The sequence below is a fragment of the Amaricoccus tamworthensis genome, from assembly GCF_049800875.1.
Taxonomy (GTDB): Bacteria; Pseudomonadota; Alphaproteobacteria; order Rhodobacterales; family Rhodobacteraceae; genus Amaricoccus; species Amaricoccus tamworthensis.
On sequence record NZ_JBNAFV010000020.1, the window covers coordinates 29,658 to 55,852 of the forward strand.

Sequence of the window (26,195 nt, forward strand, 5' to 3'; positions counted from 1 at the left end):
GTCCCGGTCCTGTTCAGGTTTACGCCGCGTTTAACTTGCCGCAGCAGGAACTGCACCCTAAAGTCCCGTTCCGGCGATTGACTACAGTCAAACCCGCAAAACTGGAAGCGGCATGTTGCCACAAACGTCAGCCCAGTGAGGAAACCCATGACCTATCGTGCTCCGACAACTGAAATGCGGTTTTTGCTGGATCACGTGCTCGACGCCGGGAAGCTCCCGGAAACAGACCGTTTTGCGGAAACCACGCCAGATCTCGTCGATGCCATTCTCAGTGAAGCCGCGAAGCTTTGCGAAGGTGTGCTGGATCCGTGCAGGCGCGCCGGTGATTTGTCTCCGGCCGAACTGACAAACGGTGTGGTGCAAACCTCGCCCGGGTTTGCGGAAGCTTTCGCCGCGATTGCTGAAGGGGGCTGGTCAGGGATTTCGGCGGACCCGGAATATGGTGGCATGGGGCTGCCAATTACCGTGACATCATGCGTCAACGAAATGATGTCCTCGGCCAACCTCGCGCTTTCCCTCTGCCCATTGCTCACCCAAGGGCAGATTGAGGCCCTGGAACATCATGCCAACGACGAGATCAAAGCGATCTATCTGCCCAAACTGATTTCAGGCCAATGGACAGGCACCATGAACCTGACCGAACCTCAGGCCGGATCAGATGTCGGAGCGCTGCGCACAAAGGCAGAACCGGATGACGATGGCTCGTACCGGATAACGGGTCAGAAAATTTACATCACCTGGGGCGACCACGACATGGCCGAGAACATCAGCCATCTGGTCCTTGCGCGCCTGCCGGATGGAAAACCTGGTCCGAAAGGAATTTCGCTGTTTGTGGTTCCCAAGTTCATACCTGACGAGGATGGAAAACCGGGGGTCGCCAATACCGTGCGCACGGTTTCCCTTGAGGAAAAGATGGGGATCCACGGCAGCCCAACCGCGGTGTTGAGCTTTGAGGATGCGAAGGGATGGATGGTGGGCGAGCCGCATCAGGGCATGGCGGCCATGTTCACAATGATGAATAACGCACGTCTTGGCGTAGGCATGCAGGGCGTGGCTCAGGCCGAGGCCGCGATGCAGGCCGCGGTTGCGTATGCCAGAGATCGGGTTCAGGGCAGACCGCTTCAGGGTGACGAGAAAACCATCATAGGCCATGCGGATGTACGGCGGATGCTGGCCCGAATGGCCGCATTAACCGCGACCGCACGTGCCATCGGCCTCGACTGCGCCGTTTCCATCGACATGGCGACCGCTACCGGCGATCCGGACTGGAAAGCCAGAGCCGCATTTCTGACGCCGATCGCCAAGGCATTCGGCACGGATACAGGGTGCGAGGTGGCTGATCTCGGAGTGCAGGTTCACGGCGGCATGGGCTACATAGAGGAAACCGGTGCCGCTCAGTACCTGCGTGACGCCCGGATCACCCCCATTTACGAAGGCACCAACGGTATCCAGGCGATGGATATGGTAGGGCGCAAGTTGATGGATGGCGGGAAAGCGGCCATGGCTCTGCTTGGCGAAGTTCAGCGTACGGCGGCGGATGCCTGTGAGGCGGGTCAGCAGTTGAAAATGGCGGCGAACATGCTGAGCGAAACAACGGAATGGATGGTCGCGAGCGAAGCCAATCAACGGTTTGCGGGTGCCGTCCCCTATCTGAGGGCTTTCGCTTTGGTCCTCGGGGGGCATTACCTTTTGAAAGCCGTCGCGGCTGACGAAAGTCGTCTACCGCTCGCCCGCTACCACGTGGCGCAACTCCTGCCGGAAGTGACCGGTCTTTGCGCACAGGCGAGAGGTGGAACCGACCTGCTTTACGCACTGGACTTTCCAGCCTGATGGACCGTCCTGTAGAGGTTGTTGATTACCCATTCACGTCGCCACCGGCCAGCGGTGAAGCGGTCGAGATTCAGGATGGTCTGTTATGGATGCGTGTTGGACTTCCCATGCGTCCGAGCCATTTGAACATTTATGCGTTTGACGAGGGCGACAGCTGGACCATCGTTGACACTGGAATGAATGTCAAAAGCGTGCGCGCCGAATGGCAGGCGCTCCTTGTTGGTCCACTTGCTGCCAAACCGGTCGGTCGCGTTATCCTGACGCATTATCACCCCGACCATGTGGGCCTCGTTGGGTGGTTTCAGAAGGAACACGGCGCGGAACTATGGTGCACCCAGGCGACGTGGCTCTTCGCCCGAATGCTAACCCTTGATGTGCAGACCGAATATACGAAGGAAACAATCGCGTTCTGGAAGGCCGCCGGGATGGACGAGGACATTCTCGCGGAGCGGCAGTCGTCCAAGCCTTTCTGCTTTGCGGATGTGGTTTATCCAATGCCCCTTGGGTACCGCAGGATTTATGACAGCGAAACTGTCAGCATAGGCGACAAACAGTGGACGGTACGGATGGGCCAGGGACATGCCCCGGACCAGGCGACGTTTTGGGGCGTGGACCATGACCTTGTTCTGGCGGCAGACCAGGTACTCCCGAGAATCACACCCAACCTTGGAGTATACGCCACCGAGCCGGAGGCGGATTCTGTAGGTGCGTGGATTAAATCATGTAAGCATCTGCGCGAATTTGCCCGTGCCAATCAACTGGCACTGCCCGGACATCAAATGCCCTTCACGGGGCTGGACGCACGGCTTGATCAACTGGTGGTAATACAGACCGACGCGCTGGAAGAACTGTTGGAGTATCTGGCCGAACCGAGACGGGCTTCGGACTGTTTCGACGTACTTTACGGACGCCGGATAGGCAAAAGTGAGTACGGACTGGCGCTTGTAGAAGCGGTGGGACACCTAAACCACCTCCACCAGACAGGACGCGTAACCCGTTCGAAAAACGAAGACGGTGCGTGGCTTTGGAAAGCGGTCGGCGACTGACCGGTTTAGCCATACCCAAAATGCTTCATCAGCCTGCCGGCTTTACCCTCTGAGAACATGGAAGCTTCCGAAGGCGAAAGCAGTTCGCGCCATTGACCGCGGCCGTCGAAAATCGGTTGGTTGATTTGCCAGTTTCGGCGGTTGCGGTGTTCCTCACCTTTCTCGCCGGTGCCTTTTTTCAATTGGTCCACCCCAAACCAAAGACGTTCGGTCTTATGGAACTCCAGCATTTCCTGCGCCCAGGAAATACTGGCAAACTTGCATATGGCCTGTAAATTCTGTTCCGGGTTCGCGACGAGATCCTCATACCGTTGCACGTGGACGTCAGGAGATCCGATGTGACGCAAGAGCGCGCTGTTTTCATGAACCCAACGCTCCAAACCATCCTCAACCGTGCCACTTCGACGAACGAGGGAAGCGGCTACATCGCGACCATCCCGAACCATGACAACGAACCGCGCACCCGGGACGACCGAACGAATTCGTTTGATACGCAGGAGATGCCGCGGAGTTTTCTCGGCAAAGTGCGTCTTCCCGGAAGCCTTTGCCTCTTCAACGAGCGCTTTCCAGGTGCTTTCTTCGGCATCACGCCGCATGAAAGCCCTCGTTTCTCTTAAGGGAATGAAAACGTCCGGGTGGCTGGCAAACATGTTCGCTACCAGCGAAGTACCGCTGTGCCCGCAACCGCAGATAAACGTGTAGGTTTTCATTCGCCTGCCCTGACTGTTCAGTTCCGGGTAGACGTAGGCGCAACCATGATGTCAACCTGAATAGGCGATGAAATTTTTCGACTGACAGCGGACGGAGCTTCGATTAAACAGCTTTCGAGCGCGATGCGCAGTTAACGACACTGTTTCAGGAGTTTGACCATGGCCGAACACAAGCATGGCGAAATGGATATCAGCGTACAGGAAAAGACCTTCGAGGGGTTCATCAAGTTCTTTACCTATCTTTTCGGAAGCGCGATTGCGGTTCTCATCTTTCTCGCGATCTTCAACTCCTGATCCGACCGGTCAAACCAATTCACCCCGGAGCATTTAGACGTGAGGTTGTTTCTGGTCCTTACGGTTTTTACACTATCCGGGTGTGAATTTTATCGAGAAGCCTCGCCCGAGGACATTTCGCGTGCTGTCTATTCAAGCGCCGAACCGGCTTCGATCACACTGATCTCCATGGTGAAGAACCGGGACGACCGGTCGGCCCATTCGGCGCTTTTGATAAATGGATCACAGCAGGTCCTGTATGATCCGGCCGGAACTTTCCAGCATCCCGACCTGCCCCGCAGCGGTGATATCCACTATGGAGTGACACCGCGTTTCCTCGACTACTACGAGAAATATCACGCGCGGTTTTCCCATTACGTGCAGTCTCAAACGGTTGAGGTCGATCAGGCTACGGCGAACCGAATACTCGCGAACGCGCAGGCCAAAGGAAAATCACCGAAGATGTTTTGCGCCGTGGCAGTGGCGGACGTAATCAATTCCGAAGACCCCTTTCGCGGGGTGAATGTCACAATGTTCCCGGAAGGTTTGAGACGTGACTTCGCGGAGATCCCCGGAGTTCAGGACAGTTTCGTCTACGAATACGACGAGGGGCAAAACCGCGCCTGGGAGACTGAGACCGCCGCAGTCAACTGAGCGGACACAGCCCAGCGAGGCTTTTCATGTGCCAGGCCAGTACCGCGTTGCTGGAAAGGACGGGTTTGCCCAGCGCCTGCTCCAGCCGTGGAATTACATCGAGCGTCTGGAGATTGGTGCATGAAAGGAAAATGGCATCGGTTTCCGGGCCGCGATCAAGAGCCATTGCGGCTTCAACGATGGACCTGTCGGTGATGCGGGCGACCACACCCTCAACTCCGATATTGAACGAGCCGAATACCGGGGTCTCAATACCCTCATCCGCGAGAACCCGACGCAAATGTTCGCTGACCGGTTCCACATAGGGAGACAGGATGGAAAGACTTTTGATTTCCTGCGTTCGGCAGGCGGCAACAAGCGCGCTCAACGGATTTGTCACGTGACGGGTTTCGCAGCCGGCCCGCACAAGTTCGGCCACACGGTCCGCTCCAATTACCGCTGACCCTGAGGTACAACCATAGCCGACCACATCAAACCGCACTCCGCTCGGGAACAGTTTGACAGCGGAAGCCATGTGGTTCTTCATTGAGGCCAACGCGGCTTCGGTGACCTCGTCTTCGCTGTGAACACGACTAACAAGGAGCGCGGATTGTTCAGGAGGTAACAACCTGCGAAAATCGTGCTCTATGGTTTCATCCGAACGCAAAACCACGAGCCCGAGGCGATGCGCACCACCGGCGGTTGGGCCCTCCTCAAACCGAAATGCGTCCAAACGCCTGCCCCTACTGCCACCACCTGAACCCGATCCGGCGACGCATCCATCCGCCGAGACTGAAATGGTCGCGCGGGATCAGAAGTATCAAGGCAGTGAACGCCACAAGCACGGCCAGGTCAATCACCTGATTTCGGTTTATGGGAAACCCGTTGTCGTTCAGCGCAAACGGATCGAGAAACCCTTCCCAACGTCGCGTTACAGTGAAGAAATGCATCAACGCGAGGCCCACGTAACTGAAGTAGCGCAGAAAACCGACAGCAACCAGGAAACAGAGGGCAATTTGAAACGTGCCGGTAGCATAAATCTGCGCGAAGGAGAGTTCGACATCATCAAAACGCCTGGCCAGACCCTGATACTGTCCCGGCGTTATTATCTTATGCGCGGCCCAGAGAAAAATGAACCACGCGAGGCCGATACGCATGATCAGGGTCGCCAGGCCATCGATCCTGTCCTGAAGCCCCAGCGGCTTTGCGATAACCAGCACTTTTCCCATAGTCTTACCCATTGTGTGTCCACCTGTTTCTTCACTACGGGCGAAAACCGGGTTTGTTACCGTTCGTGCTAATGTCAAAGAAAAACCGCGCGGCCCCGATGGGTCGCACGGTTTCTTAGTCGGATGACTCCGTTGTCGGTGCGACCATGTCAGCCGCTGCGTGACCTCGCGGTCAGATCGTCAGAGCAAACCTTCGCGCTGCATTTTCTTGCGAGCGAGCTTACGGGCACGACGTACGGCCTCTGCTTTTTCACGGGCTTTCTTGACGGACGGTTTTTCGAAATGCTGCCGAAGCTTCATTTCGCGGAACACGCCCTCACGCTGGAGCTTCTTCTTGAGAGCCCGGAGCGCCTGATCGACGTTGTTGTCACGAACCATTACCTGCACGGATGTTCACCACCTTTCCGTTGTTAAGAGTGTTTCGATTTCTCGATGGAATGGCCTATATATAGAAACAGACCGTGTCTGTCCACATCCAAGGTCAGAGACCAACCGCAGGAGTGACAAAAATTGTCCGATACCGACACTTTGCCGCCACAGACGGATCAGTCCATCAAGGATTCGCTGGTCGAAGCAGCCCTTCTTCATGTCGTTTTCGACGGCTGGAGCCAGGATACACTGAACGCGGCCGCCGAGGATATTGGTGTCGCGCCGTCCACTGCCAGAGCGTTATTCCCCAGAGGCGGTGTTGACCTTGCGCTCGCTTTTCACCGATCCCGCGACGCAATACTCGCTAAGGAACTGGCGCAGCATGATGTAAGTGGCATGCGATACAGTGAACGTGTCGCTCATGCCGTATTTCGCAGGCTTGAGATCGTGGCGGATGCCCGCGAGGAGGTGCGCCGTGCATCATCCCTGTTTGCCCTGCCCCAATATCTGGGCGATGGCGCAAAAGCTGTTTGGGAAACCTCGGATACCATCTGGAACGGGCTCGGAGACACATCCACGGACCACAACTGGTACACAAAGCGTGCGACGTTATCGGCGGTGTATTCTTCCTGCGTTCTCTACTGGCTGGGCGACGACAGTGAAGGCTTCGATGCTACCCGTGCCTTTGTGGGCCGTCGGATCGATGACGTCATGCGAATCGAAAAAGTGAAGGCAAAAGTCAGGGAGAACCCTTTGGGAGCCGCCCTGATGAAAGGCCCGAATCGTATTCTTGACCGCATTCAGCGCCCTGGTGATACTGCCCGCTCCAGGTTGCCTGGCTGGATCAGAAATGACACCTGATCCCAAATCAAACCGGACTTGAGGAGACGGGAATGACGATTGGAACGGCCTGCGCCACCTGGTTTGATGGCAGGTGGAACGAGGGCAACACTCCGGTATTGGGTGCAGCGGATCATGGAGCCTGGCTCGGCACTATGGTTTTTGACGGCGCCCGGTCCTTTGAAGGGGTGGTTCCCGATCTCGACCTGCATTGCGGCAGGGTGGTCCGGTCGGCGGAAATCATGGGCATGAAGGCCCCGCTGGAATCGGGAGAAATTGAGGAACTTATTCTCGAAGGCGTGGACCGATTCGAAAATGAGACCGCGCTTTATCTACGGCCGATGATCTGGTCACGTGAAGGGCTTGCCAATCTGATTGAACCGAATCCGGAGGAAACCGCTCTGGCCATCTGCCTTGAGGCCCTTCCACTGGCGGGACTGGGCGACGTTGCCCTGACCCTGTCGCCGTTTCGCCGCCCGCCGCCAGATGCCGCGCTGAACGAGGCCAAAGCCTCATGTCACTACGCCAACAACGCGCGTGTCATTCGGGACGCCAGACAACGTGGCTTTGCAAATGGAATCTCTCTGGATCAGGAGGGGCATGTCGCGGAAACCGGCTCCACCAATCTTTTCATTGTCCGTGACGGGGTCGTGGAAACTCCGGCACCCAACGGCACATTCCTCAACGGTATCACGCGCCAGCGCGTCATCGGCCTTCTGCGCGATGACGGCGTGGACGTCCGGGAAGTATCCCTGACACCTGGTGACCTTACGGAAGCCGACGAGATGTTTGTGACTGGCAATGCTAATAAGGTCACGCCGGTGACCCGCTATGAACAGAAACAGTTCTCAGGGACGGCGATGGGCCAGAGGGCGCGAAATCTCTACTGGGAGTTTTCCCATCAGACGAGGAGCGCCGCATGAACCTGCCAGCTACGATGACCGCCGTGGAAATCCGTGAGGCCGGCGGCCCGGACGTACTCACGCCAACCACCCGTCCCGTCCCGGTTCCGGGGTCAGGCGAAATTCTGATAAAAATACATGCGGCAGGTGTTAACAGACCGGATGCCCTGCAGCGTGCAGGTCAATACGCCCCTCCTCCAGATGCGTCCGACCTTCCCGGGCTGGAAGCAGCCGGCGAAGTCGCTGCCGTGGGTCCAAATACCCATAAGTGGAAGGTCGGCGATCGTGTAACTGCCCTTCTACCTGGTGGGGGCTACGCGGAATACGCCGTGACCCATCAGGACCACGCCCTGCCCGTTCCGGCAGGTATGGACATGGTTCAGGCGGCTGCGCTGTGTGAGACCTTTTTTACTGTCTGGACCAACGTGTTCCTGCGGGGCGGCCTCAAGGCGGGTGAAACGTTCCTCGTTCATGGCGGGTCGTCAGGGATCGGAACAACCGCAATCCAGCTGGCATCAGCTCGTGGCGCACGGGTTTTCACGACAGCAGGTTCCGAGGAAAAATGTGCGGCCTGTCGGGAGTTGGGAGCCGAACTCGCAATCAACTACCGGGAGGCCGACTTCGTCAAATCGGTTAAGGAAGCGACCGACGGAAGAGGCGTCGATCTGATCCTCGACATGGTCGGCGGGGACTACATCGCCCGAAACATCAAAGCACTCGCACCGGACGGTCGTCTCGTGATGATCGCATTTTTGTCGGGACCGGTCGCAGAGATAAATTTTGCCCATGTTATGGCGAAACGGCTTACGATCACCGGCTCGACCCTTCGACCCCAATCCGTCGACGCCAAGGCCGCCATCGCCGATGATCTGACGCGCGAGGTATGGCCGCTCCTGGAAGCGGGCCGGATCGCCCCGGTGATGGACCAAAGTTTCGCGCTGGAAGATGCGGCCAAAGCCCACGAGCATATGGAAGCCTCGGCGCATATTGGAAAAATCGTGCTCAATGTCGTCCGATCCGACGCCGGGAGCATCTAAATCCGCTCAAGCTCGCCGCTCAACGCGTTCAGCGTCCGTGGTCGATACAACGGGTTTTTCTTCCAACGCTTTATGGCCGAACCGGCGAGAGATGCGATGGAGCGCGGGCCGGAGCGGTCTATTTGCTGCAGGTGAAGCAGTCGTGAAAACAGACCGTCCGGCCTTTGGAAAGGCGCGGCAAAATCGCGGTCACTGCTCCATGCCGAAACCACCTTCGGATCAAAGCTTAACCCGGCCTCAGCCGCACCGGCCGCAACCCAAAGCAGCGCGTCGTTGGAAAGAAAACGGTTGGGACCTCCACCACCCACACTGCCGTGATCTCCGGGGAACCAGCACTGGTGATACCCTGCGCCTCCTCCCCCCAAACGGTCAAGGTTGTCCCACAGGGTGGGTAGAAATGTGCGGCGACGTTCATCAATTGCGACCGCATGACGGGCCTTTTTCACGTATTTTGACAGCGACGTATCGTGGAATTTTAGTCCCGCGTTGACAGTCGACGCCCAACCGAAGCTTTCGGGGATACCCAACGCACCCACAGTGTCCCAGACACCGAGAAAAGCGATTGAGGGAGGCTCGGCGCCATTGCTGGAATAAAGCTGCCGAAACTCGACAGATTGCGCGCTTTTGGGATGCGCGCGTGCATCCGTGCTCTGATAGAGTGCGACGGCTTCCGGTAGCATGTGAAGGTGGTCCGGCTGTAAAATGCCACAGTTTCGGATCATGCCTGCAAGTGATCTTGCGGTGAACGCACCACGCGAAAAGCCAAACAGAAAAATGGCGTCGCCTGGCGCGTAGTTGAAAATCAGAAAACGATATGCCTCAAGCAGCGTTTCCATAAGTCCAATGCCAAAAACCCCGCCAAGCACCACGTCAAGCGTGCGCGTGACACGGCCGTTGCCGCGGGTGCCTACGCCGTTGACGTGACAAACGACCTGATCACAGCCGTCTTCCCCCTGAGGCACGACAGCTCGTGCGAGTTCCAAAACATTGGTTGGGTGGGTTGCGTCGGACCGGGACCACGTCCCGTCACAGGCAATTACAATTCGTTTCATCTAAAAGCACCCCGACCACGCCCGGAACACGGGAGCCGCCGGATACGGGGGCAGTCTTCTGTTAAATTCTCGGAAAATGGCCCCGGACGGGAGCGACACAGGAACTCGTATCGTAAAAAGGTTTCAATTTTCTATGTATCTGAATGGTTTCGGTACTGCGGCTCTGGCGTTTTCGGGGATGTCCTGACAGTTTCCCGTCATCAGACGCCTTGAAACGCCAAGCCGGAGAAACAATGGTCCAAAGACACTTCATGCAGTGCGATGTTTTCTCGCAGCAGCCCACCCGGGGTAACGCACTCGCGGTGGTTCTGGATGGCGAAGGCCTGACGGACGCGCAAATGCAGGAGTTTGCCGCGTGGACCAACCTCGCCGAAACCACGTTTGTCTTTCGCCCTACGGTTCCGGATGCGGATTATCACGTGAGGATTTTCACCACTGAGCATGAAATGCCGTTCGCCGGGCATCCGACACTGGGGACATGTGCGGCTTGGTTGAAATCGGGAGGCAGGCCGTCGTTGCCCGGAGTCGTCAGGCAACAATGCGGTGTGGGGATCGTGGAGATACATATCGACCGCGAGGTCCCGGCGTTCAGGGCTCCACCCACGGTCATACTGGACCTGCCGGGACAGTTCCGTCTGAATGCCATGAACGCGCTTGGCATTGCCGACGGCGCCGTTTTGAACGCCGCCCGCCTCGACAACGGTCCAGTCTGGAATGCTCTGGAGCTTGCGACGGCCGAGGAGGTGCTGCATCTCAATCCGACCGCCGACTTCCGTTCCGTAGACGTGCCGATTGGTGTATTCGGCACCCATCAGGATGCCTCGGAGGCAAGATATGAGGTCCGGGTCTTCGTACCGGGTGCGGGCATGGTTGAGGATCCGGTGACGGGCTCATTCAACGCGGCACTCGCCCATTGGCTGCAGTCTCAGGGCAGGATTGAGGGCGGGCACCTTGTGCATCAGGGTGCCGCCGTAAACCGTGCCGGGCGCATCCATGTTAACGTGGATAACGGCGACGTTTTCATCGGCGGGGAGACCAGCTTCCTGATCGAAGGCACGGTTGATCTCTGACGCCAATGGCGTTTGTGCGCAAGAACCTTTGTCGACTGCGCAACAACCCTGTTATTGCTACTGACACCGGCGTTGCTATAACCGCGGCTCAACCTCACCATCCGAAGTGATATTCATCATGCAAGAAGAGTTCTACCGCATAAAACGTCTGCCTCCCTACGTGTTCGCTGAAGTGAACCGTTTGAAAGCGGAATACCGAGCGGAAGGCATGGATATTATCGACTTCGGCATGGGCAATCCGGACATGAGTACGCCGAGCCACATCGTCGAGAAACTCGTCGAAACGATCCGTAAACCGCGCACGCACCGGTATTCCTCCTCAAAGGGAATTCCTGGGCTGCGCCGGGCTCAGGCCGGGTATTACGAGAGGCGGTTTGGCGTCAAACTGAACCCCGAGACCGAGGTCATCGCTACGCTTGGCTCCAAGGAGGGTCTGGCCAATCTGGCCATGGCAATTACCGCACCCGGCGACGTGATGCTGGTTCCCAACCCCTCCTATCCGATCCATCCTTACGGATTCATGATTGCCGGCGGAACGCTGCGGCATGTCGCGACGTTGCATGACGGTGTCTTCAATCCTGATGAATACATGCGGTCCTTGCATCGCGCCGTGCAGCATTCGGTACCCAAGCCAGTGGCGCTGGTTGTGTCTTTCCCCTCCAACCCGACGGCTCAGCTCTGCGATCTTGATTTCTATCGAGAGCTCGTTGCATTCGCGCGAAAAAACGAAATTTGGGTTATGTCTGATCTGGCGTATTCGGAGATGTATTTCGACGGAAACCCGCCACCCAGCGTACTTCAGGTTGAAGGAGCCCGTGACGTAGCCGTTGAGTTTACGTCCCTGTCAAAGACTTATGCGATGCCGGGCTGGAGAATGGGCTTCGCGGTCGGAAATGAACGTCTGATTGGCGCCCTTACCCGTATCAAATCCTATCTCGACTACGGTGCGTTCACTCCAATTCAGGTTGCTGCCGCCGCCGCGCTGAATGGGCCGGATGACTGCATTGCGGAGATTCGCGCGACATACAAATCAAGGCGGGATGTACTCGTGGACGCAATGGGACGGGCTGGATGGGACATTCCTCCGCCCCCCGCAACCATGTTCGCATGGGCTCCCCTGCCCGAAGCGTTTGCGGATATCGGGTCGATGGCATTCTCCAAAATCCTCCTGAAAGAAGCCGAAGTCGCGGTTTCGCCGGGCGTGGGATTTGGCGAGTACGGCGAAGGATACGTACGCCTCGGTCTGGTAGAAAACGAACAGCGCATTCGCCAGGCAGCACGGAGCGTACGCAGGGTATTACAGAACGCGGATGCCCTCGTCGACAAGTATCGCGCGGAACACGCGGAGGCCGTCGGAGCATAATCCGCTGGAAACACGGTACCGACGAAAGCCAACCTGCGAAATTTAACGCCTCAGCCTCTCGACGTGTCAGGGGCTGACGGTTAAACAGCGCGAATTATTTATTCGGAGCAGACGCATGTCGAACCCTCTTCGCCTAGGTGTGGCCGGACTGGGAACCGTTGGAACCGGTGTAGTCAAAATCGTACAGAGACATGGCGACCTTTTGGCCTCCCGGTGTGGGCGCCCGGTGGAAATTACCGCCGTGTCCGCCCGTTCACGGTCCAAAGATCGTGGCGTAGACCTGAGCACATATGCCTGGGAAGACGATCCGATGGCACTTGCCGCACGTGATGACGTCGATGTCTTCGTGGAACTTATGGGCGGCGAGAACGGCCCGGCTCTGGATGCTGCGACGAAAGCGCTGCAAGACGGACGCCATGTGGTTTCCGCGAACAAAGCAATGCTCGCCCGACACGGACAAAAACTTGCTTTGGCAGCAGAGAAATCCGGAGTGTCACTGCGCTTTGAAGCGGCAGTCGCCGGGGGCATCCCTGTGGTAAAGGCATTGACCGAGGGACTGGCCGGGAACCAGATCACGCGCGTGATGGGCGTTATGAACGGGACCTGCAACTATATCCTGACGGAGATGGAACGCACCGGTCGCGCATATGGCGACGTTCTCACCGAAGCGCAGCAGCTTGGTTATGCCGAAGCGGACCCGACCTTCGATGTAGGTGGTTTTGATGCGGCACAAAAACTCGCTCTGCTCGCGGCAACCGCATTCGGCAGTCAGGTCGACTATGACGGGTTGGACATTGAAGGTATCGATCGCGTCAACTTGGCCGACATTGAGCACGCATCGGAGCTCGGCTACCGGATCAAACTGCTTGGCGTTGCGAACAATTCATCAGACGGTGTCGACGCCCGGATGAAGCCCTGCCTCGTCCCTGAGAATTCCGCAATCGGCAAGCTGGAGGGCGTGACCAACATGATCGTAATCGAAGGTGATTCGATTGGTCAGGTGGTTCTAAGCGGGCCGGGTGCGGGCGAAGGCCCCACGGCTTCGGCCGTTCTCGGTGATATCACCGACATCGCCCGTGGGCTGAACATCCCGGCATTTGGCGTACCAGCCGACAGGCTCAAACCGGCCAAACGTGCGGCTGCAAGCCCAAAAGCGGCCTACTACCTGCGCTTTCTGCTCACGGACGCTCCTGGCGCACTTGCCCGTGTAGCAACCGTGCTCGGGGAAGGCGGGATTTCGATCGACCGCATGCGTCAGGTACAGCACGCCGGTCCCCAGGCTCCCGTCCTGATCGTCACGCATGATACCGTCAGGTCCACCCTCGATAAGGTACTGCAGGTCATAGCGGATCTCGACGTATGCCTCGCCCCGCCGGTAGCCATCAGAATCGAAGATGTCTGACAGATGTATTGTTCGCCCATCGGAACCAGGCGACGTACCCAAGATTCAAACCATATACGCAACCCACGTTCTGACCGGGCTGGCAACATTCGAGGAAGTGCCGCCCTCAGTTCGGGAGATGTCCGCCCGCCGCCAGAAGACCCTGGATCTGAAACTTCCCTATCTGGTGGCGACAGTTAATGGCGAGGTCGTGGGCTACTGTTATGCTGGGCCGTATCACACTCGTCACGCCTATCGGTTCACGCTGGAGGATTCGATCTATCTCGATCCAGCGATAAAGGGACGTGGTGTCGGATCAGCTCTGCTTAAGGAACTGATCCGCGAGACGACTGAACTGGGTTACCGCCAGATGATCGCCGTGATTGGTGATACCGACAATGAAAGCTCAATTGGGCTGCACCGGAAGTTTGACTTCCAGCACGTTGGTGTCCTTGACCGCGTTGGCTTCAAATTCGGCCGATGGGTGAATGTCGTGCTCATGCAACTGGCGCTTGGTGCCGACCACAACTAGCTTCTATCCAGCCAGCATTGCCGGAAGCGTCAGGGAAATGGCCGGAATAAAGGTCGTCAGGATGAGCGCCAGAAGAATCGCCAGGTAAAAGGGCCAAATTGTCCTGACCGCCTTCTCGATCGGAACCTTGCCGATTGCGCACCCAACAAACAGACACGCGCCGACCGGAGGAGTACACAGGCCAAGGCCAAGGTTCATCATCAACACCATGCCGAACTGAATCGGGTCCATACCAAGTTGCGTCGTCACCGGCAGGAAGATCGGCGTGCAGATCAAAATCAGCGCCGCCATGTCCATGATCATTCCCAGTACGAGCAGCATGCCATTGATCAGCAGCAGCAGCAAAATCGGGTTTTCCGAGATGCCGAGCAGGAAATCCACCATCAGCGATGGAACCTTGTAGAACGTCAGCATGTAGGCAAACGCCGATGCACAGGCCACAAGGATCAAAACCATCGAGGTGGTTTTGACCGAACGCGCCACCGCAATCTTGAAGTTTTCCCATGTCAGGGCGCGGTAAACTATGATGGTAACCAGTACGGCGTAAATCGTTCCAAAAGCACCGGATTCCGTCACAGTGAAGATACCGGACAGGACGCCACCGACAATAATGACTGCAGTGAAAAGCCCAGGCAAAGCCGCGAGGAAGTGTATCGCCAGCACCTTCCAGCCCGGGAATGGCTCTGACGCATATCCACGCTTGACCGCTACAGTATAAGCTGCGGTAGCGAGACACAGGCACATCAAAAACCCTGGAACAACCCCAGCCAAAAACAGTGATGATATTGAAATTCCGCCGCCGGCCGCGACGGCGAAGAGGATCATGTTGTGGCTGGGAGGAATAAGAATCCCCGCAAGTGATGAGGTTACGGTCACGTTGACAGCATAGTCCTCATCATAACCCTTCTCCTTCATCACCGGCACCAGGATGGATCCAAGTGCCGAGATATCAGCTACGGCGGAGCCCGAAATCCCCCCGAACAGCATTGAGGAAAACACGTTCACGATACCAAGGCCACCACGGATGCTACCGACGGCCGACGATGCAAAACGCACCAGCCTAATGGCAATTCCGCCATGGAACATCAGCTCTCCGGCAAAGATAAAGAAGGGAATTGCCATGAGCGAGAATACGGAGACACCGGAAATCACCCGCTGAATGCCGATCAGTACGGGCAGCCCCTCAAACCAGATTGCTGAAAACGCGGCGATGCCAAGGGCAAAAGCGACCGGCATACCGATGACCACACCGATAAAGAAGATCGAAAAAAGGAGAAGAAGACCCATGAAGCGGTTACCGGTGCTGTCGTGAATTTTGATTGCTGGAGCAGGTGCACATTGCGCTGCCTGAGAGTGTCGAACAGGTGTGACCGTTCATTCCACGAGGTCCATTTCGTCCTCGATTCCCCGCGCCATACGCAGGAGGTGACCAATGCAAAACAACAGCATCAGGCCGCCGCAAATAGTGATTGGCACCGCACGCAGTCCTTCGGGGAGATGGATTAGCGGGATCTCGGTGGACCACTTGAACATTGTGAGCTGAAATCCCGTCCAAAGAAGAACCAGACCAAAACCGCCCAGCGCAAGATTGGTGATCACCGCGCAAATAATTCGAACGGGTTTGGGGCTGAGTTCCCGGAAATAGGAAACACCAAGGTGGGTGTTTTCGTGAATTCCGACGGCCGCACCGAGAAACGTGATCAACACAATCAGGAGCAGCGAAACCTGTTCAACCCACGTTGGTGTCGAATTAAGGACGTATCGCCCGTAAACCAGCCAACCGAAGATGACCGTCAGGAATACGAGCGAAACGCCAGTGATGATCCGGCAGACCTTTGCCAGCAGGTCCAGAAACCGGTCAAACCGGTTTCCTTCCCCAGCAAATCCATTGCTGTCCATTTGGATCAGTCAGTGTTCTGGATCAGCTCGACGAGCGGAACGAGATCAGGATTGCTCGACAGATAGTTGTCGTAGACGGGCTTCATGGCTTCCTGGAATGCCGCCTTGTTTTCGATCTCGTTGAACTGAACACCGGCTTCCATCACCTTGGCTCGGCTCGCCTCGGCCCGCTCGGCCCAGAGCTGACGCTGCAGATCCGCGGATTCACGGGCGGCCTCGGTGACGGCCTCCTGATCCTCGGGAGAAAGCGAAGCGAAAACATCTGCGTTGATGCAGACGCATTCCGGGATGATCAGGTGCTGGGAAAGAGAGTAGTACCCGGCAACCTCAAAGTGACCGGTGGACTCATACGAGGGCCAATTGTTCTCAGCACCATCCACCACTCCGGTTTTCAGGGACTGATATACCTCCGCAAACGCCATCGGGGACGGGTTGCCGCCGAGGGCGGAGATCATGCCGGAATAGAGGTCATTGTTCATCACACGAACCTTCATTCCCTCAACATCGGCGGGTTCGGTGATGGGCTTCTGTGAATTATAAAACGACCGCGCGCCGGAGTCGTACCATGCCAAGGCAACAAGGCCTTTTTCAGCCATGCCATCGGAGATCAGCTGACCACCCTCGCCATCAAGAACGCGGTGCATGTGCTCCATGTCCTTGAAAATGAAGGGAAGTGAAACAACGTTGGCCTCGGGAGCGATTGGTCCAATGGGGCCAAGATTGAAGTTGCCAATCTCAAGCGCGCCAATCCGCACCTGCTCAATGGCGTCGGGCTGACTGCCAAGAGTTCCCGAATGGTACATCGTCAGCGTGAGCCGGCCGTCGGTTTTCTCAGCGAGCAGCTCAGCAAATTTATCCATCCCGGTAGTATTCGGGTAACCTTCGGGGTGAATGTTCCAGCCGCGCCACTCCGCATTGGCCACTCCGGCCGTTGCCATCAAAGCGGCGGCAGCCACATACCCAAGCAGGGATTTTCTGAAAACTGTTGTCATTTGTTCCTCCAATGTCGTTCGGCGGAAACCGCCATCCCTATGTTCTGTTCTTTTGGGACGGCCGGATCGTAGGATTATCTTGCATACAAGACAAGAACTGTTTCGCAGATGTATGGAATATTAAAAGGAGTCGGTTTTCCGGATGTATCTTCGTCCGATTTGGTTTGGTGCCAACCGGCAAAGTAGCTTGCCCATCGAAACGCCAATCGCATAATAGACAGTGACCGATCTTATTAGGAAGGCTCTCTGATGTCCGATATCAACGAATTTGCTGATCGTATGCTGTCTCTCGGTTTGGCCCGTGTGTCCGAACAGGCAGCCGTTGCCTCAGCAAAGCTCGTAGGCAGCGGTGACGAAAAAGCGGCGGATCAGGCTGCAGTTGACGCGATGCGAAATCAGCTGAACCTTCTCGATATTCAGGGGGTTGTGGTCATCGGTGAGGGCGAGCGCGATGAGGCGCCGATGCTCTTCATCGGTGAGGAAGTGGGAACCGGCAACGGTCCGGCAGTGGATATTGCGCTGGATCCACTGGAAGGCACCACACTGACAGCCAAGGACATGCCCAACGCGCTGGCGGTGATTGCGATGGGACCTCGCGGTTCGATGCTGCATGCACCCGACGTTTACATGGACAAACTGGCAATCGGCCCTGGCTTCCCCACCGGTGTCGTCTCCCTGGACATGACACCGACCGAACGCGTGAATGCTCTGGCTGCCGCTAAGGGCTGCGAGCCGCGGGACATCATGGTCTGTGTGCTGGAGAGGCCGCGCCATGAGGATCTCGTAGCAGAGTTGCGTGCAACCGGTGCCCGTATACGTCTGATCACCGACGGTGACGTGGCAGGTGTCATTCACTGTGCCGAAACGGGCAAGACCGGCATCGACATGTACATGGGTTCCGGCGGAGCCCCTGAAGGTGTACTGGCTGCCGCAGCGCTGAAATGCATGGGCGGTCAGATGATGGGGAAACTCCTGTTCCGCAACGACGACGAGTGCGGACGAGCAGAAAAAGCCGGCATCACTGACTTCGAGAAAATCTACACCCGGGACGAAATGGTAACCGCAGATGTCATTTTTGCGGCAACCGGCGTCACTGATGGCTCCATCGTAACCGGCGCGCGTCGTGATGGTGATTACCTTGAGACGGAAACCATCCTGATGCGTTCGAAGACCGGATCCGTGCGGCGCATCCACTATCGCCAGACGATCAAATAGGTTCCGGTTGACGCGCCCGCGTACCAGAAAAGAGAAAACGTCCATCGTCTTCATGTCAATATGGAGCGTGGTCTGGCTGGGGATGATGATCATCGTCCTGTTCAGCATGATGCAAATGATCATGGCCGGTGAAATGGCACCGGCCCTTTTCATGTTTGTTTGGCTGTGTTGCGCTGGATTCGGCCTGTACAAGGGCATCCAGGGTTTGAAAAAGCTGCTATTGTTCGGAAAAAGCCCAGGAAAGCCCACATCAAACCAAACCTGGAATGACGATGTTTCCGACCAGGATGCGTGAAGCGGAGAACACTCCACATTGAACACACCGCTACCAAAATACGCCGGTCAGGCTGAGGAAGCCTGGCTCGGTGTTGAACGATCCCTGAACGGAAAATTCTGGAGGGGACCGAGCATGTCTCAGGAACGTCTGGCTGAAGTAATTGGTCAGAACACCGGGTTGCCGGGAATCGTTTGCAGAATTCTCGCATCCCGGAACGTTAGCCCTGATGGTGCGATGAGCTATCTGTCACCCTCTCTGCGTGAACTCATGCCCGACCCTTCCGGTATGCGCGACATGGATTTGGCCGCGGAACGCTTTTGGGCCGCTGTAAAGGGGCGTGAGCGCATTGCGGTCTTCGCTGACTACGACGTCGACGGCGGGTCAAGCGCGGCGCTCCTGCTCTGCTGGTTGCGCGCAACGGATTTGAACGCAACGCTCTACGTGCCGGACCGTATTGACGAGGGATACGGCCCCAACGTTCCAGCGATGCGGAAACTGGGCTCGGAGCATGATCTGATCGTCTGCGTTGACTGTGGAGTTCTCAGTCACGAACCAATTGCGGCCGCCGGGTGCGATGTTATCGTTCTTGATCACCATCTCCCCGGGGAGACGCTGCCGGAAGCGCATGCGGTGGTGAACCCCAACCGTCACGATGAGGTTCTCGACCTCGGATACCTCTGCGCGGCCGGGGTCGTGTTTATGATGCTGGTCGCTGTCAATCGTTTGATGCGTCAGGAGGGTGTATCCGGTCCGAAACTCATGGGATTACTCGACCTCGTCGCGCTCGCAACGGTGGCTGATGTGGCACCGCTGGTTGGACTGAACCGGGCACTAGTCAAACAGGGTCTGGCAATCATGGCGCAATCCCAAAGGCCGGGGTTGCAAGCACTGGCCCGTGTGGGCAAGTCGACATCCGCGCCAGACACCTACTCTTTAGGTTTCATCATCGGCCCACGCATCAATGCCGGTGGGCGGATCGGCGCGGCCGATCTGGGCGCGCGCCTGCTGTCCACCGCTGAACCGCATGAGGCTGACGCTCTTGCGGAACGTCTGAACACCCTTAACCTCGAACGACGACGCATTGAAGCGGAAGTACTGGAACAGGCCAAAGCCCAGGTGCGCCAGCGTGGCGCGGACGGACCACTGGTTTGGGCAAGCGGTGAGGGCTGGCACCCTGGCGTGGTCGGCATCGTCGCGTCCCGTCTGAAGGACGCGTTTGGAAAGCCTTCCATTGTGATTGGCCTTGATGGAGACGATGGCAAAGGATCCGGGCGCTCCGTAACCGGTGTTGATCTCGGAGCGGCCATCGGCACGCTTGTCAGCGAAGGTCTTCTGCAAAAAGGCGGCGGTCATAAAATGGCCGTGGGTCTCAGCATTCACAGGGACGGCATAGAACCCGCCATGCAACGCCTCTCTGATCTCATGTCGGAAGCCGGAGCGGACCGGCCCGGGCAGAAGGTGTTGGATGTAGCGGGGCTTGTCACACTGCAGGGTGCGACCGTGGAACTTGCCGAGGGCATCAAAAGTGCGGGGCCTTACGGTGCCGGATCACCTGCACCGATTGTGACCCTGTCGGACGTAAGCGTCATTAGAAGCCGAATCGTCGGAGAAAACCATCTCGCGGTGACCTTTGGCGATATTCAGGGTGGGCGACTCGATGGAATTGCCTTCCGTGCCCTCGAATCGGAAATGGGCCAAATGCTTGCGCAAAAGAGCCAAAATCGCTTCCATGTGGCCGGTCGACTCGAGCGCGACGACTGGGGCGGACGCTCGAAAGCAAAATTCTACATCGAAGATGCGGCTCTTTCTTAAACTCATGCAAAAAAGTGTAAAATCGGGCTTGATCCCCCCGCCAACCAGGGTTAGACAACGCTCCGTCACGCGCCCTTCGTCTATCGGTTAGGACGCCAGATTTTCATTCTGGAAAGAGGGGTTCGATTCCCCTAGGGCGTGCCACTTCCCTTAAGTTCGCAAACGTTCATCGGCCTCTTGGCCGGTTTGTGAATTTATTGTGGCACCGTGTGCAATCTGTTGCCTTGAATCAGTTTTTTCCGCATTTGTCTCCAACCGGGCTCCCCGGAGGCCCGCCCACCAGGTTGCGGAACTACCATGAAAGTCGACAGAAATCTGGCCCGCGACATCAGCTACGCCAGTGCGGTCGGATCGAGGACCGGAAGAGCCGTGATTCGATCGCTTGAGAACCTCACCGGACGCCTCAAACTCATCAAAATGGCCCAGGATTACGAACTGGAAATGGCGAAGGGGCGCGATTTCTGGGAAATCATTCCCGAGCGCTACGGTCTGTCCCTGAACGTTCAGCGTGGAAGCCTTGCCAACATTCCCCGTACGGGCCCGCTGGTTGTCATCAGCAATCACCCATACGGGATCCTGGATGGCCTTATGCTGGGCAACATGCTTTCCCAAACCCGGGGCGACTTTCGCGTAATCGCTCACCACGTTTTCAGAAAAGCCTCCGAACTCAACCGCGTGATTCTTCCCATAGCCTTCGACAACTCGAAGGAGTCGAGAGAGATCAATCTTGCCACACGCAAACAGGCATTGCGTTTTTTGGCTGAGGGCGGGTGCATGGGTATTTTCCCCGGCGGCACCGTATCCACGGCGCTAAAGCCGTTTGGTCAGCCTGCCGATCCGGAGTGGAGGCGCTTCACCGCCCGCATGATTGTTAAGTCCAACGCAACCGTTGTTCCCATTTTCTTCGCTGGCCACAACAGCAGGCTTTTCCAGGTTGCGAGCCACATCTCCGTGACACTGCGCCTGGCGTTGCTGATCAACGAGTTTCGCGGGCGTGTGGGCGGACCGGTGGACGTGGCAATCGGTGAGCCCATTCTGCCGGACGACATGGCTCCCTATTCGGGTGACGCGGCCAAACTGATTGACCACCTACGGACCAAAACCTATGACTTGGACCCGACAGCCAGTGGACAGCACCACTACGGCTATGACTGGGAAACGGCGGTTTAGTATCATTCCTATCGGGGTTTTTGACAGCGGACTGGGCGGCCTGACCATTCTTCGAGCTTTACGAATGGCACTGCCGCAACAGGATTTCGTTTACCTTGGTGATCAGGCCAACGCTCCGTATGGCCACAAGGATGCAGCACATATTCGCGAACTCACGGTTCAGGGAATAAAATGCCTTTTCCGGGCCGACTGCAGTCTGGTGATCCTCGCCTGCAATACGGCTTCGGCGGTGGCCCTGCACGACATCCAGACAGAATGGCTCGACCCTTCACAACGACGGGTTTTGGGTGTTTTCGTTCCAATCATTGAGCATCTGACCAGCCGGGACTGGGGAGACAACTCTCCACCGACGCATACGGGCCTGCGGGACGTCGCATTATTCGCGACGCCGGCAACGGTGGCCTCCGGCGCTTTTTCACGTGAGTTGCGGTTCCGAGCGAGGGATGTGCATGTTGAGGCGCAGGCCTGCGAAGGACTTGTTGCGGCCATCGAGGCTGGAAACATGCAAGACGCGATTGAACTCGTGAAGCGTCATGTGGACGCCCTGCTGAAACGGCTGCCGGCACCTCAGTGTGCGGTACTTGGATGCACCCATTATCCCCTGGTTGCGGAAGCATTTCAAAAGGCACTGCCCCCCGAAACCAGATTGACCTCACAACCGGATCTCGTCGCGGCCAGTCTGAAAAGCTATTTGATCAGGCACAGGGAATTCGCAGGCGGTTCGGGCAAGTTCCGGTATTTGACAACCGGACATCCGGCAACGGTGTCTTCTTCCGCAAAAGTGTTTGCTGCCGATCCGACGGACTTTGAGACGGCGGATTACGCAGACGCAACGACACCTCGTTGAACTGCACACAGGAATGGCCTAAATCGGCAATTCCGGGTGATACAGGGGTATGCAGAGACATGGATCAGCAATTCAGAATCGCGATACTGGGCGCAAGCGGGTACACGGGCGCTGAACTCGTGCGCCTGATCGCCAACCATCCCGGCATGACCATCAGCGCTCTCACGGCGGATAGACGGGCAGGCCAGACAATGGCTTCCGTTTTTCCGCATCTGAGACATCTCGACCTTCCGGTTTTGACGACTATCGAGGAAGTCGATTTTGGTTCCGTCGATCTCGTGTTTTGCGCACTGCCCCACGCCACAACCCAGCAGGTGATCTCGAAGTTGCCGGGCAGTTTGAAGACCGTTGACCTGTCCGCCGATTTCCGACTGCGTGACACCTCCGTTTACGCGGAGTGGTATGGGCATGAACACCTGGCGCCGGAACTGCAGAAAGAAGCAGTCTACGGCCTGACGGAATTTTATCGTGAAGACATCAAAGCCGCCCGTCTTGTGGCCGGAACCGGCTGTAATGCCGCTACGGGTATGTATGCGATCCTGCCGCTGTTGAAGGCCGGTGTGATTGATCCTGAAAACATCATTATCAACCTTGCGACCGGGGTTTCCGGTGCCGGCAGGTCCCCCAAGGAAGGGATGCTGCATTCTGAGGTATCTGAAGGGTTCAGACCTTACAATGTTGCCAAACACCGCCACATGGCCGAATTCGATCAGGAATTCAGTCGCGCTGCCGGGCGAGACGTCCGGGTGACTTTCGTTCCCCACCTGTTGCCACAAAACCGAGGAATTCTCGCTACCGTTTACGTACGCGGCGAAGCTGACCCAATTCACGCGGCTCTGAGCGACACATACCATGAGGAAAAACTGATCACCGTTCTTCCTCAGGGAGAGGTTCCAGCGACGCAGCACGTCAGAGGGTCCAATCAGGTACATATCGGTGTGGTGGCTGACCGCCGTCCCGGATGGACCATGGTTTTCTCGACCCTCGACAACCTGATGAAAGGCGCATCCGGGCAGGCCATGCAGAACGCCAATCTCATGCTGGGCCTACCGGAAACCATGGGGCTTACCGCTGCGCCACTCTTTCCGTGAACGGAAGGATCACAAGTCGTTTCATTGGTATCTGCCGCACCTTATGGGCGGCAATTCAGGGATTTAATTGCAATGATGGGGCCGCGATGGCAGGCTTTGTTGCCTTCTCCGCCTTTCTCTCGCTTTTTCCGTTCCTGATCTTCGCGACCGCCCTGATCAGTTTCCTGCTTGGCTCCACGGATTCCGATCGAATTCTCAACGCGCTCTTTGATATCGCACCGGAGCATGTCGCCCGAACGATTGAACCGGTCATCACGGACGTACTGACAAGCCGCAACACGGACATACTTACCTACTCCGCCGCCTTCGCGATCTGGGTCGCCTCGAACGCGGTGGAATCAATCAGGGTTGCTTTTGACCGCGCCTATTCCGTAACCAAACCGCGCGGCTACATCTTCAACAGATTGAAAGCAATCATGATGGTTTTTTTTGGTGCTGTTGTCGCAGCTCTTTTGGGCGTTTCAATCATCCTGAGCCCATTACTGCTTCGACTCGCGGAACAGTACTCGCATGTGGAAATCCCCCTGGTGGCGGGATACCTGACCTACGGATTCGGCATACTTGTTTTCGTTGGAACCCTCTACATGACCCACAGGGTATTACCGGGACGGAGCATGAAGAAGATCAATATCTGGCCGGGTGTTCTGGTCACCACACTGATCTGGGTCATTGCCGCGAGCGGTTTCTCCGTCTACCTCAGCTATGCACCAAGCTATACGGTGACCTATGGAACGCTCGCAGGAGTGATTATCACACTGATGTTTTTCTACCTTACGGGTGCTACCTTCATCTACGGGGCTGAATTTAACGCGGCCATGGAACGTGCAAGACTGGGTAAAACTGAAGATACGGGCGTGGGCAACACATGGCAGTAGGGCTTAAAAAACGTCGCCGCATTCAACTCGTCATTATCGGCACGGTAATGCTTGCCATCTCGGCTGGTTTAATTGGATTCGGCCTGCGTGATGGCATTGAGTTCTTCCGCAGCCCAAGCCAAATCGCGGAACAGCGTCCCGACCCCGGTGAACGCTTTCGTGTAGGAGGGCTTGTTGTCGAAGGAAGCCTCCAACGCGGCAGCGGAGAAACGGTGGCTTTCACGGTGACTGATGGCGCGGCAGAAACAAGGATAACCTATCAGGGAATCCTTCCAGATCTGTTCCGGGAGGGTCAGGGCGTCATCGCTCTGGGCTCAATGGACAATGACACGTTTGTTGCGAGCGAGGTCCTCGCAAAACACGATGAAAGCTACATGCCACGGGAAGTCGCGGACGCCCTGAAGGAACAGGGACTTTTCAGGCATGGAGAGGGCATTGATGGCGGCGGCAGCTAAAGGCTCACCTACACGCCCATAAATCCAATTTTAGCCTAATTGAACAATAATCCCGGTCTATTTCCATAAAACGGGATTATTACAATGCACTCAGTTGAGAGCATCGCGACCGAAATTGTGCGTCGCGAAGGCGGGTTTGTCGACGACCCCGACGATCCAGGTGGCGCCACAAATTATGGCGTAACGATACACACCATGCGCCGCCTCGGATTGGATCTGAACAATGACGGAGCGATAGATTCCGATGATGTCCGCGCACTTTCGCGCGACGAGGCGATCCGGATTTTTATACGGCACTATTTTCAAGGCCCGAAAATCAACCTTCTACCTGCTCCCCTCCAGGCGAGCGTATTCGACATGCAGGTCAACGCCGGCAGCAACGGGGTGAAGATCCTGCAACGGTTGCTGAACGCATTCGAAGCCAGCCTTTCAGCCGACGGAATCATTGGCCCCATGACGGCAGAGGCAGCAACGAAGGCCCTAGAAAAGGCACCCGATCACCTTGTGGACGCCTACGGAATTGAACGGCGGAACTATTACTACCGCCTGGCCGATCAACGCCCTGCGAGCCGAAAATACGCCCGCAGGCGCGATGGCGGAAAAGGTGGCTGGATCACCAGAGCCGAAGAATTCATCTCGGAACGCTTCCATTTCACACCCACGGAACACCTGCGGAGGACAGCAGCATGGGATTGATCGGCAACATCCTGAGCCTCGGAAGAGGCACGGAACGTCTGGGCAAAGTTGTGGAAGGCGTGGCGGAAGTATTTGTGGGAAACCGGGCCAAACGCGAAGAAGCCGAGTTCGAGAAATTCGAAATCGCCCTCAAACAGTATTCAGACGAGTTCAAGATGCCATCGGAAGGCCCGTTTGACCGTTTCGTCAATGCGCTCAATCGAATGCCACGCCCGCTACTCGCTTTGGGGACACTTGGGTTGTTTGGGTATTCGATGATCGATCCGCCCGGGTTCTCGTCGCGAATGCAGGGCCTGAACCTGATCCCGGAGCCGCTTTGGTGGCTGCTTGGGGTGATCGTCTCATTCTATTTCGGCGCGCGCGAAATGCACCATTTCAGGTCGCAGCGACAGCAGAATGTGGTGGTTACTTCACCTTCAACCGCCGTCACGACCGAAGTGGTACGATCGGAACCGAACACTCAGCCGCCGCAGACCCGGAGCACCCACCTCGGACTTTTCTCCAACCGAAACCAAAACACCATCGACCCCAACCATAACGCCGCACTGGAGGAATGGCGCAGGCTAAACGCCTGACGGTCACCGCCGCCGGTGTAAAAC

At 56.9% G+C, this 26,195-nt stretch carries 29 protein-coding genes and 1 tRNA gene; 22 read left to right on the top strand and 8 right to left on the bottom strand.

Going from position 1 to position 26,195, the window contains the following annotated elements:
• Nucleotides 1-147 precede the first annotated feature (147 nt).
• Nucleotides 148-1,830: an acyl-CoA dehydrogenase gene (locus ACP15P_RS20690; RefSeq protein ID WP_424930385.1), complete on the top strand. Its 1,683-nt coding sequence runs from the start codon at nt 148-150 to the stop codon at nt 1,828-1,830.
• Nucleotides 1,831-1,919: 89 nt separating this feature from the next.
• Nucleotides 1,920-2,876, top strand: a complete 957-nt coding sequence (locus ACP15P_RS20695) for an MBL fold metallo-hydrolase (RefSeq protein WP_424930386.1) — start codon at nt 1,920-1,922, stop codon at nt 2,874-2,876.
• A gap of 5 nt (nt 2,877-2,881) precedes the next feature.
• Here ACP15P_RS20695 and ACP15P_RS20700 read toward each other — a convergent pair whose 3' ends face one another.
• Entirely contained in the window at nt 2,882-3,586 is a 705-nt protein-coding gene (locus ACP15P_RS20700) for a sulfotransferase family protein (RefSeq protein ID WP_424930387.1), read from the bottom strand.
• 159 nt (nt 3,587-3,745) lie between these two features.
• On the opposite strand from ACP15P_RS20700, the gene ACP15P_RS20705 reads away from it, so the two are divergent.
• Nucleotides 3,746-3,880, top strand: coding sequence for an aa3-type cytochrome c oxidase subunit IV (locus ACP15P_RS20705; protein ID WP_424930388.1), 135 nt, complete (start codon nt 3,746-3,748; stop codon nt 3,878-3,880).
• A gap of 39 nt (nt 3,881-3,919) precedes the next feature.
• Nucleotides 3,920-4,513 carry a hypothetical protein gene (locus ACP15P_RS20710; RefSeq protein WP_424930389.1) on the top strand — a complete coding sequence of 198 codons (594 nt, stop codon included), beginning with the start codon at nt 3,920-3,922 and terminating at the stop codon, nt 4,511-4,513.
• Here the strand turns inward: ACP15P_RS20710 and ACP15P_RS20715 are convergent.
• The 3 genes from ACP15P_RS20715 to rpsU all read right to left on the bottom strand — a co-directional run bounded on the left by ACP15P_RS20715 (nt 4,506) and on the right by rpsU (nt 6,108).
• Nucleotides 4,506-5,027: a maleate cis-trans isomerase family protein gene (locus tag ACP15P_RS20715; RefSeq protein WP_424930390.1), complete on the bottom strand. Its 522-nt coding sequence runs from the start codon at nt 5,025-5,027 to the stop codon at nt 4,506-4,508. The two genes, ACP15P_RS20710 and ACP15P_RS20715, sit on opposite strands and share 8 nt — an antisense overlap.
• Before the next feature lie 208 nt (nt 5,028-5,235).
• Nucleotides 5,236-5,733: a hypothetical protein gene (locus tag ACP15P_RS20720; RefSeq protein WP_424930391.1), complete on the bottom strand. Its 498-nt coding sequence runs from the start codon at nt 5,731-5,733 to the stop codon at nt 5,236-5,238.
• Nucleotides 5,734-5,901: 168 nt separating this feature from the next.
• Nucleotides 5,902-6,108, bottom strand: coding sequence for a 30S ribosomal protein S21 (gene rpsU, locus ACP15P_RS20725; protein WP_424930392.1), 207 nt, complete (start codon nt 6,106-6,108; stop codon nt 5,902-5,904).
• A gap of 123 nt (nt 6,109-6,231) precedes the next feature.
• On the opposite strand from rpsU, the gene ACP15P_RS20730 reads away from it, so the two are divergent.
• Genes ACP15P_RS20730 through ACP15P_RS20740 form a run of 3 tightly spaced genes read left to right on the top strand, consistent with a single transcriptional unit; the run spans nt 6,232 to nt 8,869 of the window.
• Nucleotides 6,232-6,951, top strand: a complete 720-nt coding sequence (locus ACP15P_RS20730) for a COQ9 family protein (protein ID WP_424930393.1) — start codon at nt 6,232-6,234, stop codon at nt 6,949-6,951.
• Nucleotides 6,952-6,983: 32 nt separating this feature from the next.
• Nucleotides 6,984-7,853 (top strand): branched-chain amino acid aminotransferase, encoded by an 870-nt coding sequence (locus ACP15P_RS20735; protein ID WP_424930394.1) that lies wholly within the window; start codon nt 6,984-6,986, stop codon nt 7,851-7,853.
• Entirely contained in the window at nt 7,850-8,869 is a 1,020-nt protein-coding gene (locus ACP15P_RS20740; RefSeq protein ID WP_424930395.1) for an NAD(P)H-quinone oxidoreductase, read from the top strand. Before ACP15P_RS20735 ends, ACP15P_RS20740 begins: the two co-directional genes overlap by 4 nt.
• Here the strand turns inward: ACP15P_RS20740 and ACP15P_RS20745 are convergent.
• Nucleotides 8,866-9,921, bottom strand: a complete 1,056-nt coding sequence (locus ACP15P_RS20745; RefSeq protein ID WP_424930396.1) for a DUF2235 domain-containing protein — start codon at nt 9,919-9,921, stop codon at nt 8,866-8,868. The genes ACP15P_RS20740 and ACP15P_RS20745 overlap by 4 nt on opposite strands.
• A 233-nt stretch (nt 9,922-10,154) precedes the next feature.
• On the opposite strand from ACP15P_RS20745, the gene ACP15P_RS20750 reads away from it, so the two are divergent.
• The 4 genes from ACP15P_RS20750 to ACP15P_RS20765 all read left to right on the top strand — a co-directional run bounded on the left by ACP15P_RS20750 (nt 10,155) and on the right by ACP15P_RS20765 (nt 14,267).
• Nucleotides 10,155-10,991, top strand: coding sequence for a PhzF family phenazine biosynthesis protein (locus tag ACP15P_RS20750; RefSeq protein WP_424930397.1), 837 nt, complete (start codon nt 10,155-10,157; stop codon nt 10,989-10,991).
• Nucleotides 10,992-11,109: 118 nt separating this feature from the next.
• On the top strand, nt 11,110-12,354 hold the full coding sequence (locus ACP15P_RS20755) for an LL-diaminopimelate aminotransferase (RefSeq protein ID WP_424930398.1): 1,245 nt from the start codon (nt 11,110-11,112) through the stop codon (nt 12,352-12,354).
• A 115-nt stretch (nt 12,355-12,469) separates the two neighbouring features.
• Nucleotides 12,470-13,756: a homoserine dehydrogenase gene (locus ACP15P_RS20760; RefSeq protein ID WP_424930399.1), complete on the top strand. Its 1,287-nt coding sequence runs from the start codon at nt 12,470-12,472 to the stop codon at nt 13,754-13,756.
• Nucleotides 13,749-14,267 (top strand): GNAT family N-acetyltransferase, encoded by a 519-nt coding sequence (locus ACP15P_RS20765; protein WP_424930400.1) that lies wholly within the window; start codon nt 13,749-13,751, stop codon nt 14,265-14,267. The genes ACP15P_RS20760 and ACP15P_RS20765 overlap by 8 nt, the downstream gene beginning before the upstream one ends.
• Before the next feature lie 3 nt (nt 14,268-14,270).
• Here the strand turns inward: ACP15P_RS20765 and ACP15P_RS20770 are convergent, their stop codons facing one another.
• From ACP15P_RS20770 to ACP15P_RS20780, 3 genes are all read right to left on the bottom strand, one after another.
• Entirely contained in the window at nt 14,271-15,554 is a 1,284-nt protein-coding gene (locus tag ACP15P_RS20770; protein WP_424930401.1) for a TRAP transporter large permease, read from the bottom strand.
• Nucleotides 15,555-15,641: 87 nt separating this feature from the next.
• Entirely contained in the window at nt 15,642-16,166 is a 525-nt protein-coding gene (locus tag ACP15P_RS20775; protein WP_424930402.1) for a TRAP transporter small permease, read from the bottom strand.
• A gap of 5 nt (nt 16,167-16,171) precedes the next feature.
• Nucleotides 16,172-17,158, bottom strand: a complete 987-nt coding sequence (locus ACP15P_RS20780) for a TRAP transporter substrate-binding protein (protein ID WP_424930403.1) — start codon at nt 17,156-17,158, stop codon at nt 16,172-16,174.
• Between the two features lie 249 nt (nt 17,159-17,407).
• Here ACP15P_RS20780 and glpX point away from each other — a divergent pair, with 249 nt between their 5' ends.
• The 11 genes from glpX (at nt 17,408) to ACP15P_RS20835 (ending at nt 26,171) form a co-directional block, all read left to right on the top strand.
• Complete coding sequence (glpX, locus tag ACP15P_RS20785; RefSeq protein WP_424930404.1) at nt 17,408-18,373, top strand: class II fructose-bisphosphatase; 966 nt, start codon at nt 17,408-17,410, stop codon at nt 18,371-18,373.
• Between the two features lie 82 nt (nt 18,374-18,455).
• Entirely contained in the window at nt 18,456-18,668 is a 213-nt protein-coding gene (locus tag ACP15P_RS20790; RefSeq protein WP_424930405.1) for a hypothetical protein, read from the top strand.
• A 114-nt stretch (nt 18,669-18,782) separates the two neighbouring features.
• The gene (gene recJ, locus ACP15P_RS20795) at nt 18,783-20,462 is read left to right on the top strand and encodes a single-stranded-DNA-specific exonuclease RecJ (RefSeq protein ID WP_424930406.1); all 1,680 of its coding nucleotides are present in this window, start codon (nt 18,783-18,785) and stop codon (nt 20,460-20,462) included.
• A 69-nt stretch (nt 20,463-20,531) separates the two neighbouring features.
• Nucleotides 20,532-20,606, top strand: a tRNA-Glu gene (locus ACP15P_RS20800).
• A 153-nt stretch (nt 20,607-20,759) separates the two neighbouring features.
• A complete protein-coding gene (locus ACP15P_RS20805) occupies nt 20,760-21,632 on the top strand; it encodes a lysophospholipid acyltransferase family protein (protein WP_424930407.1) in 873 nt (290 codons plus the stop codon).
• Between the two features lie 4 nt (nt 21,633-21,636).
• A complete protein-coding gene (murI, locus tag ACP15P_RS20810; RefSeq protein ID WP_424930427.1) occupies nt 21,637-22,479 on the top strand; it encodes a glutamate racemase in 843 nt (280 codons plus the stop codon).
• 59 nt (nt 22,480-22,538) lie between these two features.
• Nucleotides 22,539-23,570 carry an N-acetyl-gamma-glutamyl-phosphate reductase gene (gene argC / locus ACP15P_RS20815; RefSeq protein WP_424930408.1) on the top strand — a complete coding sequence of 344 codons (1,032 nt, stop codon included), beginning with the start codon at nt 22,539-22,541 and terminating at the stop codon, nt 23,568-23,570.
• Nucleotides 23,567-24,445 (top strand): YihY/virulence factor BrkB family protein, encoded by an 879-nt coding sequence (locus tag ACP15P_RS20820; protein ID WP_424930409.1) that lies wholly within the window; start codon nt 23,567-23,569, stop codon nt 24,443-24,445. Before argC ends, ACP15P_RS20820 begins: the two co-directional genes overlap by 4 nt.
• Entirely contained in the window at nt 24,436-24,900 is a 465-nt protein-coding gene (gene ccmE, locus ACP15P_RS20825; RefSeq protein ID WP_424930410.1) for a cytochrome c maturation protein CcmE, read from the top strand. The genes ACP15P_RS20820 and ccmE overlap by 10 nt, the downstream gene beginning before the upstream one ends.
• Nucleotides 24,901-24,984: 84 nt before the next feature.
• Nucleotides 24,985-25,596, top strand: coding sequence for a holin-associated N-acetylmuramidase (locus ACP15P_RS20830; protein ID WP_424930411.1), 612 nt, complete (start codon nt 24,985-24,987; stop codon nt 25,594-25,596).
• The gene (locus tag ACP15P_RS20835; RefSeq protein WP_424930412.1) at nt 25,587-26,171 is read left to right on the top strand and encodes a holin family protein; all 585 of its coding nucleotides are present in this window, start codon (nt 25,587-25,589) and stop codon (nt 26,169-26,171) included. Before ACP15P_RS20830 ends, ACP15P_RS20835 begins: the two co-directional genes overlap by 10 nt.
• Nucleotides 26,172-26,195: the final 24 nt, after the last annotated feature.